Annotated in this window: 11 protein-coding genes; 4 read left to right on the top strand and 7 right to left on the bottom strand. The window is 68.4% G+C overall.

From position 1 onward, the window contains the following. Positions 1 to 129: 129 nt before the first annotated feature. The 7 genes from M2165_RS09055 to M2165_RS09025 all read right to left on the bottom strand — a co-directional run bounded on the left by M2165_RS09055 (position 130) and on the right by M2165_RS09025 (position 6482). Positions 130 to 1014, bottom strand: a complete 885-nt coding sequence (locus tag M2165_RS09055) for an ABC transporter permease (protein ID WP_280814319.1) — start codon at positions 1012 to 1014, stop codon at positions 130 to 132. Continuing rightward, entirely contained in the window at positions 998 to 1795 is a 798-nt protein-coding gene (locus M2165_RS09050; protein WP_280814318.1) for an ABC transporter ATP-binding protein, read from the bottom strand. Before M2165_RS09050 ends, M2165_RS09055 begins: the two co-directional genes overlap by 17 nt. Next, on the bottom strand, positions 1792 to 2607 hold the full coding sequence (locus M2165_RS09045) for a creatininase family protein (RefSeq protein WP_280814317.1): 816 nt from the start codon (positions 2605 to 2607) through the stop codon (positions 1792 to 1794). Before M2165_RS09045 ends, M2165_RS09050 begins: the two co-directional genes overlap by 4 nt. Before the next feature lie 126 nt (positions 2608 to 2733). Continuing rightward, positions 2734 to 4362 carry an MFS transporter gene (locus M2165_RS09040; protein ID WP_280814316.1) on the bottom strand — a complete coding sequence of 543 codons (1629 nt, stop codon included), beginning with the start codon at positions 4360 to 4362 and terminating at the stop codon, positions 2734 to 2736. A gap of 29 nt (positions 4363 to 4391) precedes the next feature. Then, complete coding sequence (locus M2165_RS09035) at positions 4392 to 5162, bottom strand: amino acid ABC transporter permease (protein ID WP_280814315.1); 771 nt, start codon at positions 5160 to 5162, stop codon at positions 4392 to 4394. A gap of 4 nt (positions 5163 to 5166) precedes the next feature. After that, complete coding sequence (locus M2165_RS09030) at positions 5167 to 5925, bottom strand: basic amino acid ABC transporter substrate-binding protein (protein WP_280814314.1); 759 nt, start codon at positions 5923 to 5925, stop codon at positions 5167 to 5169. Positions 5926 to 6005: 80 nt separating this feature from the next. Further along, positions 6006 to 6482 carry an Lrp/AsnC family transcriptional regulator gene (locus M2165_RS09025; protein WP_280814313.1) on the bottom strand — a complete coding sequence of 159 codons (477 nt, stop codon included), beginning with the start codon at positions 6480 to 6482 and terminating at the stop codon, positions 6006 to 6008. A gap of 177 nt (positions 6483 to 6659) precedes the next feature. Between M2165_RS09025 and M2165_RS09020 the strand changes: the two genes are divergently transcribed. The 4 genes from M2165_RS09020 (at position 6660) to secF (ending at position 13822) form a co-directional block, all read left to right on the top strand. Beyond that, a complete protein-coding gene (locus tag M2165_RS09020; protein WP_280814312.1) occupies positions 6660 to 10274 on the top strand; it encodes an indolepyruvate ferredoxin oxidoreductase family protein in 3615 nt (1204 codons plus the stop codon). Positions 10275 to 10539: 265 nt separating this feature from the next. Continuing rightward, positions 10540 to 10875, top strand: coding sequence for a preprotein translocase subunit YajC (gene yajC / locus M2165_RS09015; RefSeq protein WP_280814311.1), 336 nt, complete (start codon positions 10540 to 10542; stop codon positions 10873 to 10875). A gap of 87 nt (positions 10876 to 10962) precedes the next feature. After that, entirely contained in the window at positions 10963 to 12846 is a 1884-nt protein-coding gene (secD, locus tag M2165_RS09010; RefSeq protein ID WP_280814310.1) for a protein translocase subunit SecD, read from the top strand. Between the two features lie 19 nt (positions 12847 to 12865). Beyond that, the gene (gene secF, locus M2165_RS09005) at positions 12866 to 13822 is read left to right on the top strand and encodes a protein translocase subunit SecF (RefSeq protein WP_280814309.1); all 957 of its coding nucleotides are present in this window, start codon (positions 12866 to 12868) and stop codon (positions 13820 to 13822) included. The last annotated feature ends 76 nt before the right edge of the window (positions 13823 to 13898 follow it).

Below are 13898 nucleotides of genomic sequence, written 5' to 3'. Positions count from 1 at the left end.
CGAGGCTCTGTCCAGAGGAACTCTTCGCCAGCGAACACCGCGGAACCGGCTTTGCCGGGCCGCAGGTGTTGCCCCCGGTAGGGGGTTGGCGAAGCGACACGAAGTGCGCGCAGCCTGGGGGCGAGCAACTTACCTTTCACGGCGCATCTCGCTTTCGTGCCAGTGGCCGAGGACGAGCCGTGAGAGCGCCGCGAACACGATGAAGATCGCGATGCCCAGCAGCGACACCAGCAGCAGCGCCGCGAACATCATCGGTATCTCGGTGCGGAAGCTCGATTCGAGGATGCGCGAGGCGAGCCCGGTCTCCTTGCCGGCGGTGCCCGCGGTGAACTCGGCCACCACCGCGCCGATCAGGCTCAGGCCGCCCGCGATCTTCAGGCCCGCCATGAAGTAGGGCAGCGCGCTCGGCGCGAGCAGGTAGCGGAAGGTCTGCCACGGCGAGGCCTTGTAGAGCTGGAACAGGTCGCGCAGGTTGCTGTCGGCGCTCTTCAGGCCGATGACGGTGTTCGACAGGATCGGAAAGAAGGCCACGATCCATGCGCACAGCAGCAGCGCGGCGGTGGTGCTCGAGACGTAGATCAGGATCAGCGGCGCGATCGCGATGATCGGCGTGACCTGCAGGATCACCGCGATCGGGAACAGGCCGATCTCCACCCATTTGAAGAGCGCGAAGGCGATCGCCAGCAGCACGCCGCCCACGATGGCCGCCGCGAGCGCGAGCAGCGTGAGCCGTACGGTGAACCACAGCGCGCTCGAGAGCGTGCCCCAGTTGTCGAACAGCGTCCGGAGGATCAGCGAGGGCGCGGGCAGGATGTAGTGCGGAATGTCGTTGGCGCGCACCGTCCATTCCCACAGCAGCAGCAGCGCGGCGATGACCACCGCGGGCACCGCGATGCGCAGCATCGATTCGCGCCGCCGCAGGCGGTCCTCGCGCGCGCGCAGGGCCTCGGCGGAGGGCGGGGCGACGTCCGCGAGGGCGCCGTCGGCCAGGGGGCGCTCAGTGATCGACGTCATGCAGGGCTCCATGCAGCGAGCGCGACACGGCGGTGCAGTGCGCGTTGTAGCGGGTCGAGGTGCGGAAGTCCTCGCCGCGCGGATAGGGCTCGTCGATGCGGATCTCGTCGATCACGCGGCCCGGGCGCGCGGCCATCACCACGATGCGGTTCGAGAGGTAGACCGACTCGTAGACGCTGTGCGTGACGAACACGACCGAGAAGCGGTGCTCGCGCCAGATCGCGAGCAGGTCGTTGTTGAGCTTTATGCGCGTCATCTCGTCGAGCGCGGCGAAGGGCTCGTCCATCAGCAGCAGGCGCGGATGCGTGACCAGCGCGCGCGCGATCGACACCCGCATCTTCATGCCGCCCGAGAGCTCGCGCGGGTACACGCCCGCGAAGCGCGACAGGCCCACCATCTCGAGCGCCTGCTCGACCACTGGCGCCGCGGCGTCGCGGCCGGTGCCGGCGAGCTTGAGCGGCAGCCACACGTTGTCGAACACCTTGGCCCAGGGCATCAGCGTGGGCTCCTGGAACACGAAGCCCAGGTCGCGGTCGCTGCGCGTCTGGCCGTCGCTGGCGCCCGACCAGTGCATCTCGCCCGCGCTCGGCCGCGTGAGCCCGGCGATCAGCCGCAGCGCGGTGCTCTTGCCGCAGCCCGAAGGGCCGAGGAAGCTGATGAAGTCGTGCTCGCCGATGTCGAGCGTCATGTCCTGCAGCGCCAGCGTGCCGTTGCCGAAGCGCTTGCCGACCTGCCGCAGGCTGACCAGCGGGGCGGCGGTGGTGGTGTCGGATGCGGTCATTTCCAGGCGGGCTCGTTGGCAAGCCGCGAGAGCGGGAAGCGGTCCACCTCCTGCAGCAGTTCGACGAAGCGCCGGCCCACGTGGTCGAGCACCGCGGCGCCCTTCTCCGCCGTGGCGCGCGTCGCGTCGCCGGCCGCGCCCAGGGGGTTGATGTCGTGCATCTGCCAGCCGAGCTTGCCGCTGGGCGTGATCGAGAGGAATTTGTTCTCGGCCGCGAGGTCCTCGGTCATCGAATGGAAGTTCTGGAACCGGTCGGCGCGCACGTGGTCGGGCGCGAGGTGCAGCATGACCGAGCTTTCGAGATCGCCCGCATGGATGCCGTGCCGGCCCTCATGCGCGGTGAACAGGCCTTCGGGCAGGCCCAGCGTGTACCAGTTGGCGGCCACCACCATCATGCCGTGCGCCTCGCGCAGGTCGCGCGCGACGATGTCCATCACGCTCATCTGGCCGCCGTGGCTGTTGAAGAGCACCAGCTTGCGCACGCCGGCGCGCGCCACGCAGGCGCCGATGTCGGTCCACATCGCGATCAGCGTGGCGGCCGAGACGGTCAGCGTGCCGGGATAGCGCGAATGCTCGTTGCTCTTGCCGTAGGCCACGGTCGGCAGGAAGAGCACCGGCAGGTCGTCCGGCAGATGGGGCAGCGTGGCGCGCACCATGCCGTCGATGGTGGCCGTGTCGGTCGACATCGGCAGGTGCGGGCCGTGCTGCTCGGTCGCGCCCACGGGCAGCACGGCGATGAGTCGCTCGCGATCGAGGCGGGAGAACGCTTCGCTGGTCAGGTCCGACCAGAAGCGGCTGGGTGGGGGATTCATCGGCGTACCTCGCGGGATCAACGGGCGCGATGATGATCTAAATCAACCAATCGGTCAAAAAAAGATGGTAGGTGATAACCCAGGCCCGCCATCTTCCGGTGCAAATCGGACCGGATGGTCAAAATTTCAGCGCCGGACCACGTAGCGCGTGACCGCGGGCGGCGCTTCGCCGACGTGGAACGCGAGCCGCCGTTCGCGCAGCGCCATGTCGGCGGCGGTGGCGCGGGTGAAGCGGCGCAGGTGGTCGGTCCAGCTCTCGTCGACGATCTGCTCCACGTAGCGGCCCGGCTCGGCGATGTCGTGCAGCAGCTCCCAGCCGATCGCGCCCTGGCCCAGCCGCGCGCGGCGGGTCTGCTGCATGACGAGGTGGAAGGCGGCGGCGCGGGCGGGGTCGATCATGTACTCGATGGTGATGACCACGCGGCCGTTCTCCTCGGGCGTTTCGGCCGGCGGCCCGGCGGCCCAGCCGGCGCGCGCGGGGCTCATGTCGGCCTCCTCGCCCGAGACGTCCGTGACCCAGCGCAGCGCGGCCAGCATCAGCAGCGTGCCGCTCGCGGCAGCGATCTCCAGGCTGGTGCGCAGGTCGGTCACGGTCGCCACCTGGCCCCAGAGCGCCGCGCCGATCGCGCTCGCGCCCATGATCGCCATCTGGTAGGTCGACATGCCGCGCGCGCGCACCCAGTCGGGCAATGCGAGCTGCGCCGACACCGACAGCGAATTGGCCACCGTGATCCACGCCATGCCGCCGAAGAACATCGCCGGCACCGCCACCCAGGCGTTGGGCGCGAAGGCCATCACCGCGGTGGCCGCCGATTGCAGCACCGTGCCGCGCAGCACCAGCTGGTCGCGCCCGAGCGCCTGGCGCAGCCGCGGCAGGAACAGCACCGCGATGATCGCGCCCGCGCCCATCGCGGCCAGCAGCAGCGTGAAGGTGCCGGCATCGCCGCCCTTGAGCTTGCGCGCCAGCAGCGGCAGCAGCGCGAGCAGCGCCGTCGAATGGAAGAAGAAGATGGTGATGCGCGTGAGCACCGCGCGCATGCGCTGCGATTGCCAGACGAACTGCACGCCCACGCGCATCGCGCTGATCAGCCGCTCGCGGCCCAGCGGATTCGGTGTGTGCTCGCGCCGCCAGCGCAGCACCACGAAACCCGAGGCCACCGACAGCACCGCGTTGAGCGCGAACACCCAGACGCTGCCCGCGCTCGCGATCAGCATGCCGGCCGTGAGGGGGCCGATGATGCGCGAGGCGTTCATCGCGATGCCGTTCAGGCCCAGCGCCGCGGGCAGTTGCGGCCGCGGCACCAGCTCCGGGACGATGGCCGAGAACACCGGCCAGCGCAGCGCCAGGCCGATGCCGTTGGCAAAGGTCAGCGCCAGCAGCAGCGGCGCGGTCATCAGGTCGAGCGCGATCGCCGCGCACAGCACGATCGCCGTGCCCGCGAGCCAGAACTGCGTGGCCACCAGCCAGCGCCGGCGGTCGAGGATGTCGGCCAGCGCCCCGCTCGGCAGGCCGAGCAGGAACACCGGCAGCGTGGAGGCCGACTGCACCAGTGCGACCCAGATCGGCGAGGTGGTCAGCGAGGTCATGAGCCAGGCCGCCGCCACGTCGTTCATCCACATGCAGACGTTGGCGATGAGCCAGGTGCTCCACAGCATGCGGAACACGGGCAGCCTGAGCGGCTCGAGCGCCGCGAATTTCGGCGGCTGCGGCCGGGCGGGAGGGACGGGTGTTTCTTCGGGGGAAATCGGCGGCATGTGGGCCGATTGTGCCTAGCCGCCCGCGCCTAGCCCCGGTCGCTGCGCGCGAGCCGGTGCTCGAGCCGCCGCAGCAGCGTGGTGAGCGCCAGCGTCATGAACCAGTAGATCACCGAGATCGCGAGGTAGGGCTCCCAGTAGCGCGCATAGGCGCCGGCCACGGTGCGCGCGGCATAGGCGAGCTCGGCCAGGCCGATGGCGGAGACCAGCGAGGTGTCCTTCAGCAGCGCGATCGCGTTGTTGCCCAGCGGCGGCAGCATGCGGCGGAAGGCCTGCGGCAGCACCACGTAGCGCATCACCTGCGCGGGCGTGAAGCCGATCGAGCGGCCGGCATCGAACTGCCCGCGCGAGATCGACTGGATGCCGGCGCGGAACACCTCCGAGATGTAGGCCGCCGAATTGAGCGTGAGCGCGACCACGCCCGAGATCAATGCGCCGTGCTCCTGCTTCAGCGTGCGCGCGAAGTCGCCGTCGATCAGCAGGCCGGTGGAAGGATGGATGAACACCGGCATCACCGCGAAGTGGATCAACAGGATCTGCACGAACAGCGGCGTGCCGCGGAAGAAGCTCACGTACACCGTGGCCGGCCAGCGCAGCAGGAAGCGCGCCACCCAGGTCCAGGGCGCATGGCGCGGCCGGGCGAGGCGCGCGAGCGCGAGGCACAGGCCCCAGCTCGCGCCCAGCAGCACGCAGACCACCGTCATGCGTAGCGTCATCCAGGCGCCCTGCCAGAACAGGTCCTTGTATTCGACCAGGATGTCCCAGCGGAACCACCCGAAGAGCAAGACCGGCTGTTCCATCACGTCAGCGCGCGTTCGGGTCCTTGTTGAACCACTTCCTGTAGATGGTGGCGTAGCTGCCGTCGGCGCGGATCGCGGCCAGGCCGGCCGTGAGCTTGTCGAGCAGCGCCTTGTCGCCCTTCTTCACCACGATGCCGAAGCCTTCCTCGGGGAAGGACTTGTCGTCGAGCGTCTTGAGCTCGGGGTTCTGCGCCACGCGGTAGGCGATCACGCCGTTGTCGCCCATCGCGGCATCGACGCCGCCGCCCGCGAGTTCCGAGATGATCAGCGGCGTGCTCTCGAAGCGGCGGATGTTGGGGCTGGTCTTGCCGAACTCGCGCGAGGCGATGTCGTCGGCCGTGGAGGCGCTGACCACCGCGATCTTCTTGCCCGCGAGGTCCTTGAGCGAGGCCACCGTGCTGTTCTTCGGCAGCGCGATCAGCTGGCGCGCCGCGAAGTAGGGCGGCGTGAAGTCGTAGCTCTGCTTGCGCTTCTCGTTGATGGTGACGCCGGAGATCACCAGGTCCACGTCGCCGTTGTTGAGCGCGCCGAAGATGCCGGTGAAGGGCGTGTTCACCACCTTGATCTTCAGCCCCTGCTGCTTCGCGATGGCGTGGATGATGTCGATGTCGAAGCCGACGATCTGCTTGTCCTTGTTCTCGAACGCGAAGGGCGCGTAGGTGGCGCTCGATGCGACCACGAGTTCGCGGTTCTGGGCCTGGGCGCCGAAGGCGAGCGTGGCGGCGGCGAGGCCGAGCGCCAGGGCGCGGCGGATGGGGTTCATGGGGTTCTTCCTCCTCTGTGGGACCGGCCGGGCCGGATGCGTGCAAGGGAGGGAATTCTAGGTGGCGCGCGTGCGCGCCCTCAGCGCGCCAGGTGCCCGAGCGGCCAGGCGCTGCTGGCCTTGACCTCGCCGAGCGAGAAGCTGGTGTGCAGGTCCTTCACGTTGGGCAGGTTCATCAGGTGCTGGCGTGCGAAGGCCGAGAAGCTGTCGAGGTCCTGCGCCACCACCTGCAGCTCGAAGGTGCCGGTGCCGCTGATGTAGTGGCAGGCGACCACCTCGGGCATGCGGCGGATCGCCTCCTCGAGCCGGCGCGTGGCCTCGTGGGTGACGCGCTCGGTGTCCACGCGCACGAAAGCGAGCACGCCGAGCCCGATCTTGTGCCGGTCGATCTCGGCGTGGTAGCCGCGGATGATGCCGGCCTCCTCGAGCGCGCGCACCCGGCGCCAGCACGGCGCGGCCGAGAGGCCCACGCGCTGCGCAAGCTCGGCGTTCGTGAGGCGGCCGTCGGCCTGCAGTTCTTGCAGAATTGCAAGGTCGAACTTGTCGATGCTTTCCATGATTGGCGATTTTAGGAAAGAATCTTTCTGAAACCCCGTTTTTGGCGGCGCAGAACGCAAACACCTGTCGCAAACCCCGGCATACACTTTGCGTGATCATGGGCTCGCGCCCTACCGGGCACAGACCCACACCATCAGCCAGGCTCACGAAGCCCCGCCATACGGAGACAGACACCTATGAACGCCCCGCTGCCCGAACACATTCGCAAGGCGCTAGAGACGGTCACGCTCGACGACAAGTACAGCCTCGACTACGGCCGCGCCTTCATGAGCGGCGTGCAGGCGCTGGTCAAGCTGCCGATGCTGCAGCGCCTGCGCGACAAGCAGGCCGGCAAGAACACCGCCGGCTTCATCAGCGGCTACCGCGGCTCGCCGCTCGGCGGCTACGACCAGGCGCTGTGGAAGGCCAGCAAGTTCCTGAAGGAACAGAACATCGTCTTCCAGCCCGGCGTGAACGAGGAACTCGCCGCCACGGCGCTCTGGGGCACGCAGCAGCTGGGCTTCTCGCCTGCGGGCACCAACAAGTTCGACGGCGTGTTCGGCATCTGGTACGGCAAGGGCCCGGGCGTGGACCGCTGCTCCGACGTGTTCAAGCACGCCAACATGGCGGGCACCACCGAATGGGGCGGCGTGATCGCGGTCGCGGGCGACGACCACATCTCCAAGAGCAGCACCGCGGCGCACCAGAGCGACCACATCTTCAAGGCCTGCGGCACGCCGGTGTTCTTCCCGGCCAACGTGCAGGAAATCCTCGACCTCGGCATCCATGCCTTCGCGATGAGCCGCTTCTCGGGCGTGTGGTCGGGCATGAAGACGATCCAGGAGATCGTCGAGTCGAGCGCCACGGCCATGATCGATCCGGACCGGGTCGAGATCGTCATCCCCACCGACTTCCAGATGCCGCCCGGCGGCCTGCACATCCGCTGGCCCGACCATGCGCTCGAGCAGGAAGCACGGCTGATGCACTACAAGTGGTATGCCGCGCTCGCCTACGTGCGCGCCAACCGGCTCAACCACAACGTGATCGAGGGCCCGAACGACCGCTTCGGCATCATGGCGAGCGGCAAGGCCTACAACGACACCCGCCAGGCCCTGATCGACCTCGGCCTCGACGACGCCACCTGCCGCCAGCTCGGCATCCGGCTGCACAAGGTGGCGGTGGTGTGGCCGCTCGAGGCGCAGCTCACGCGCGAGTTCGCCACCGGCCTGCAGGAGATCCTGGTGGTCGAGGAGAAGCGCCAGGTCATCGAGTACCAGCTCAAGGAAGAGCTCTACAACTGGCGCTCCGACGTGCGCCCGAACGTGCTGGGCAAGTTCAACGAGCTCGACGGCGATTTCTCCGGCGGCGAATGGGCCATGCCCAACCCCACGGCCAACACGCTGCTGCGCGCCAATGCCGACCTGAACCCGGCGCTGATCGCCAAGGCGATCGCCCAGCGGCTGCACAAGCTCGGCATCCTGGCGCACGCCGGTGCCGACATGCGCGCGCGCATCGACGCGCAGATGGCGATCCTCGAGGCCAAGGAGCGCTCGATGGAAGCGCTCAAGGTCGGCGGCGTGCAGGGCGCGGACCGCCAGCCGTGGTTCTGCTCGGGCTGCCCGCACAACACCAGCACCGTGGTGCCCGAGGGCTCGCGCGCCATGGCCGGCATCGGCTGCCACTTCATGGCGACCTGGATGGACCGCTCCACCATCGGCTTCACGCAGATGGGCGGCGAGGGCGTGCCGTGGGTCGGCCAGCAGCCCTTCACGACCGACCAGCACATCTTCGCCAACCTCGGCGACGGCACCTACTTCCACAGCGGCCTGCTCGCGATCCGCCAGAGCATCGCCGCGGGCGTGAACATCACCTACAAGATCCTCTACAACGACGCGGTCGCCATGACCGGCGGCCAGCAGGTCGGCGAGCGGCCCGAGGGCCACTCGGTGCTGCAGATCGCCGAGAGCCTGCATGCCGAGGGCACCAAGAAGGTCGTGGTCGTGACCGACGAACCCGAGAAGTACGAGGGCATCACCATCCCGGGCGAGAACGTGGCGGTGCGCCACCGCGACCAGCTCGACGAGATCCAGCGCGAGTTCCGCCTGATTCCGGGCACCACGGCCATCATCTACGACCAGACCTGCGCCACCGAGAAGCGCCGCCGCCGCAAGCGCGGCACCGCGGTCGATCCGGCCAAGCGCGTGGTCATCAACGACCTGGTCTGCGAAGGCTGCGGCGACTGCAGCGTGCAGAGCAACTGCCTCTCGGTGGAGCCGCTCGAGACCGAGTTCGGCCGCAAGCGCGCCATCAACCAGAGCACCTGCAACAAGGACATGAGCTGCCTCAAGGGCTTCTGCCCGAGCTTCGTCACCGTCGAGGGCGGCCAGCTCAAGAAGAAGGCGAAGAGCGGCAAGGCCGAGTCGCCGCTGGACCTCGGCGCGCTGCCCGAACCGGCCGTGCCCGCACTCGCGCGCGACCAGGTCTGGGGCATCGTGGTGGCCGGCGTGGGCGGCACCGGCGTGATCACCATCGGCCAGCTGCTCGGCATGGCGGCGCATATCGAGGGCAAGGGCATCGTCACACAGGACGCGGCCGGCCTCGCGCAGAAGGGCGGCGCCACCTGGAGCCATGCGCTGATCGGCGATTCGCAGGAGGCGATCCGCACCACGCGCGTGGGCACCGCGGCGGCCGACCTGATCCTCGCGGCCGACCCGCTGGTGGCCGTCAACCCCGAGACGCTGGCGCGCATGCGCGAGGGCCGCACCCATGTGGCGCTCAATGCGCACGGCACGCCGACCGCGGCCTTCGTGCGCAACGCCAACTGGGTCAACCCGCAGGACGCCTGCGCGAGCGACATCGCCAAGGTGGTGGGCGCCGAGGCGGTCGGCGCCTTCGATGCCGACGCCGCGGCGACCACGCTGATGGGCGACAGCCTTTACGCCAACCCGATGCTGCTGGGCTACGCCTGGCAGAAGGGCTGGGTGCCGCTCGCACTCGAATCGCTGATGCGCGCGATCGAGCTCAACGCGGTGGCGGTCGAGAACAACAAGACCGCCTTCGCCTGGGGCCGCCAGGCCGCGGCCAACCCGGCCGAGCTGCAGAAGCGCGTGCGCCCCGGCCAGGTCATCGAGTTCAAGAAGCGCGAGACCGTCGAAAGCCTGGTGGCGCGCCGGGCCGAGTTCCTCACCGGCTACCAGAACGCCGCCTACGCCGACCAGTACCGCCAGTTCGTGGCCCGGGTCACGCAGGCGGAGTCGGTGCTCGGCAAGAGCGCATTGAGCGAGGCGGTGGCACGCCAGCTGTTCAAGCTCATGGCCTACAAGGACGAGTACGAGGTGGCGCGCCTGCACACCGACCGCGCCTTCCTGGCGCGGGTCGAGGGCATGTTCGAGGGCGAGATGGGCAAGGACTTCAAGCTCAACTACCACCTCGCGCCGCCGATCATCGCGAAGAAGAACGCCAAGGGCGAGCTGCAGAAGCAGAAGTTCGGCCCCTGGATGCTCTCGGGCTTCAGGGTGCTCGCGCGCCTCAAGGGCCTGCGCGGCACGGCGCTCGACATCTTCGGGCGCACCGAGGAACGCCGCACCGAACGCGCGCTCATCGGCGAATACCGCGCAAGCATCGAGGAAGTGATCGCCGGCCTGCGTGCCGACAACCATGCGCTCGCCCTCGAGATCGCGAGCCTGCCGGAGCAGATCCGCGGCTACGGCCACGTGAAGGAGCGCAACCTCGCCGCGGCCCGCATCCGCTGGAACGAACTGATGGCGAAGTGGCGCGGTCCGCAGCAGCCCGCGCAGCGCGCGGCCGCCTGAAACCTGCGCGCGCGGCCTTCCGCCGAAGGCCGCCCTGCCCGCGCCTGCTATCCAAAACATAGCAGAAAGGCACGTCAAAGCCCTGTCCCCCGCGCCGGTTAGCGCGCGGCGCGGGGCTTTGCCACGAATACAATGCCCGCTGCTGTGCGCGGCCGATGCCGCCTCAGGCTTCTGATCGCGGCCTTCATCTCGGGGCCGCGGAACCGCGGACCCGGTCCGCGCTTCTGACGCATTCCTCATACACATCTCTCTGCTGGAGACTCTCTTGTTCATTTCCTCTGCTTTCGCCCAAACCGCGCCCGCTGCCTCCGGCGGCGGCGACATGATGTCTTCGCTGGGCAGCATGCTGCCGCTGGTGCTGATGTTCGTGGTGCTGTACTTCGTGATGATCCGCCCGCAGATGAAGCGCCAGAAGGAAGCCCGCGCCATGATCGAAGCGCTCGCCAAGGGCGACGAAGTGGCGACGGCCGGCGGCGTGCTCGGCAAGATCACCTCGCTCGGCGACCAGTACCTGGGCCTCGAAGTCGCCAACGGCGTCGAGATCAAGATCCAGCGCACGGCCGTCGTGCAGGTGCTGCCCAAGGGCGCCGTCAAGCAGTAATCCACCAACGCGTGGCACCGGGGCCTTGCGCTTGCCGCGCGCGGCCCCCAAGTCACGCCGTGTTCCGTTTCTGAAAAGCGCTTTCTCATGAACCGATATCCGGTCTGGAAGTACGCGATCATCGTGATCGTGCTGCTGGTGGGGTTGATCTATTCCCTGCCGAATTTCTTCGGCGAGGCGCCTGCGGTGCAGGTGTCCGCGGCCAAGTCGACGGCCAAGGTCGACGCGGCCACCCAGACCCGGGTCGAGGAGGCGCTGAAGGCGGCGGGGCTCGCGCCCGACCTGCTGACGCTCGAGGGCGGCTCGCTGCGCGCGCGCTTCGCCACGCCCGACGAGCAGCTCAAGGCGCGCGACGCGCTGCAGCGCGCGCTGGTGCCCGATCCGGCCGATCCGGCCTACGTGGTGGCGCTGAACCTGGTCTCGCGTTCGCCGGCCTGGCTCACGGCGCTGCATGCGTTCCCGATGTACCTCGGCCTCGACCTGCGCGGCGGCGTCGACTTCCTGCTGCAGGTCGACATGAAGGGCGCCATCGACAAGAAGGCCGAGTCCTTCGCGAGCGACCTGCGCACCACCTTCCGCGACAAGGGCATCCGCGGCACCTCGGTGAGCCGCAACGGCCAGGCGATCGAGATCGCCTTCCGCGATGCCGCGGCGCTCCAGGCCGCCAGGCAGCTGATCCAGGACCAGTTCCAGGACCTCACCGCCACCGAAAGCCCCGAGGGCGGCAACCTGCGCCTCGTGGCCACCATCAAGCCCGAGGCCGCGCGCCGGCTGCAGGACGCGGCGCTGAAGCAGAACATCACCACGCTGCACAACCGGATCAACGAACTCGGCGTGGCCGAACCCGTGATCCAGCAGCAGGGCCTCGACCGCATCGTGGTGCAGCTGCCCGGCGTGCAGGACACGGCCAAGGCCAAGGACATCCTGGGCCGCACCGCCACGCTCGAGATGCGCCTCGTCGACGAAAGCGCCGAAGGCCGAGCGGCCGAACTGAGCGGCGGGCCCGTGCCCTTCGGCTCCGAGAAGTTCTTCGAGCGCAACGGCCGTCCGGTCATCGTGAAGAAGCAGGTGCTCGTCACCGGCGAGAACCTCACCGACGCGCAGCCCGGCTTCGACTCGCAGACCCAGCAGCCCAAGGTCGACCTGACCATGGACGCCAAGGGCGGTCGCATCATGCGCGACGTGAGCCGCGAGAACTACAAGAAGCGCATGGCCATGCTGATTTTCGAGAAGGGCAAGGGCGAAGTGCTCACCGCCCCGTCGATCAACGGCGAGCTCGGCACCCGGTTCCAGATCTCGGGCTCGATGAACGTGACCGAGGCCAACGACCTCGCGCTGCTGCTGCGCGCCGGCTCGCTGGCCGCGCCGATGGAGATCATCCAGGAGCGCACGATCGGCCCGAGCCTGGGCGCCGACAACATCGAGAAGGGCTTCAAGAGCGTGATGTACGGCTTCCTGGCGATCATGGTCTTCATGTGCGCCTACTACGCCCTGTTCGGCCTGTTCTCGTCGATCGCGCTGGCCGTCAACCTGCTGCTGCTGGTGGCGATCCTGTCGATGCTGCAGGCCACGCTCACGCTGCCGGGCATCGCGGCCATGGCGCTCGCCATCGGCGTGGCCATCGACTCGAACGTGCTGATCAACGAGCGCGTGCGCGAGGAGCTGCGCAACGGCGCCTCGCCGCAGGCGGCCATCCACGCCGGCTACGACCGCGCCTGGGGCACCATCCTGGACTCCAACGTGACCACGCTGATCGCGGGCATCGCGCTGCTGGCCTTCGGCTCGGGCCCGGTGCGCGGCTTCGCGGTGGTGCACTGCATCGGCATCGTCACCTCGATGTTCTCGGCCGTGTTCTTCTCGCGCGGCCTCGTGAACTTCTGGTACGGCCAGAAGAAGAAGCTCAAGACGGTGTCGATCGGCACGGTCTGGCGCCCCAAGACCGACGGCGCGGCCGTCGCCGAAGGCAAGTAAAGGGCCGAGGACAAGCGCCATGGAATTCTTCCGCATCCACAAGACCATCCCGTTCATGCGCCATGCCCTGGTGCTGAACATCATCTCCTTCGTCACCTTTGCGCTGGCGGTGTTCTTCCTGTTCCACCGCGGGCTGCACCTGTCGGTCGAATTCACGGGCGGCACGGTGATGGAGGTCGCCTACCAGCAGTCCGCCGACATCGGCAAGGTGCGCGAGGCGATCGCCAAGCTCGGCTACCCCGACGTGCAGGTGCAGAGCTACGGCACCTCGCGCGACGTGCAGATCCGCCTGCCCGCGCAGAAGGGCATGAGCTCCGACCAGCAGAGCGCGCAGGTGATGCAGGCGCTGAAGTCGGTCGATCCCTCGGCCACGCAGCGCGGCATCGAGGTCGTCGGGCCGCAGGTGGGCGAGGAACTCACCACCAACGGCCTCAAGGCGCTCGGCATGGTGGTGGTCGGCATCATGATCTACCTGGCGATCCGCTTCGAGTGGAAGTTCGCCGTGGCGACCGTGCTCGCCAACCTGCACGACGTGGTCATCATCCTCGGCTTCTTCGCCTTCTTCCAGTGGGAGTTCTCGCTCGCGGTGCTCGCGGCGGTGCTGGCGGTGCTGGGCTATTCGGTCAACGAGTCGGTCGTGATCTTCGACCGGGTGCGCGAGAACTTCCGGCGCTACCGCAAGATGAGCACGACCGAGATCATCGACAACGCGATCACCTCGACCATCAGCCGCACGATCATCACGCACGGCTCGACGCAGCTCGTGGTGCTGTCGATGTTCTTCTTCGGCGGACCGACGCTGCACTACTTCGCGCTGGCGCTGACGATCGGCATCTGCTTCGGCATCTATTCGTCGGCCTTCGTGGCGGCGGCCATCGCCATGTGGCTCGGCGTCAAGCGCGAGGACCTCGTCAAGGGCAGCGTCAAGAAGGACGGCGGCTCGGAAGACGACCCGAACGCCGGCGCGGTGGTCTGAGGACCGCGCCGCACCGGAACGAATCGAGGCACGAAGGCGCGCGGGGGAAGCGATTCACACTTGTGCTGTGGCGTTT

The organism is Variovorax sp. TBS-050B, assembly GCF_029893635.1.
In the GTDB taxonomy this organism is placed as follows: Bacteria; Pseudomonadota; Gammaproteobacteria; order Burkholderiales; family Burkholderiaceae_C; genus Variovorax.
The sequence above is the reverse complement of the archived record's forward strand: the minus strand, read 5'-3'. Positions and strand labels throughout refer to the sequence as shown.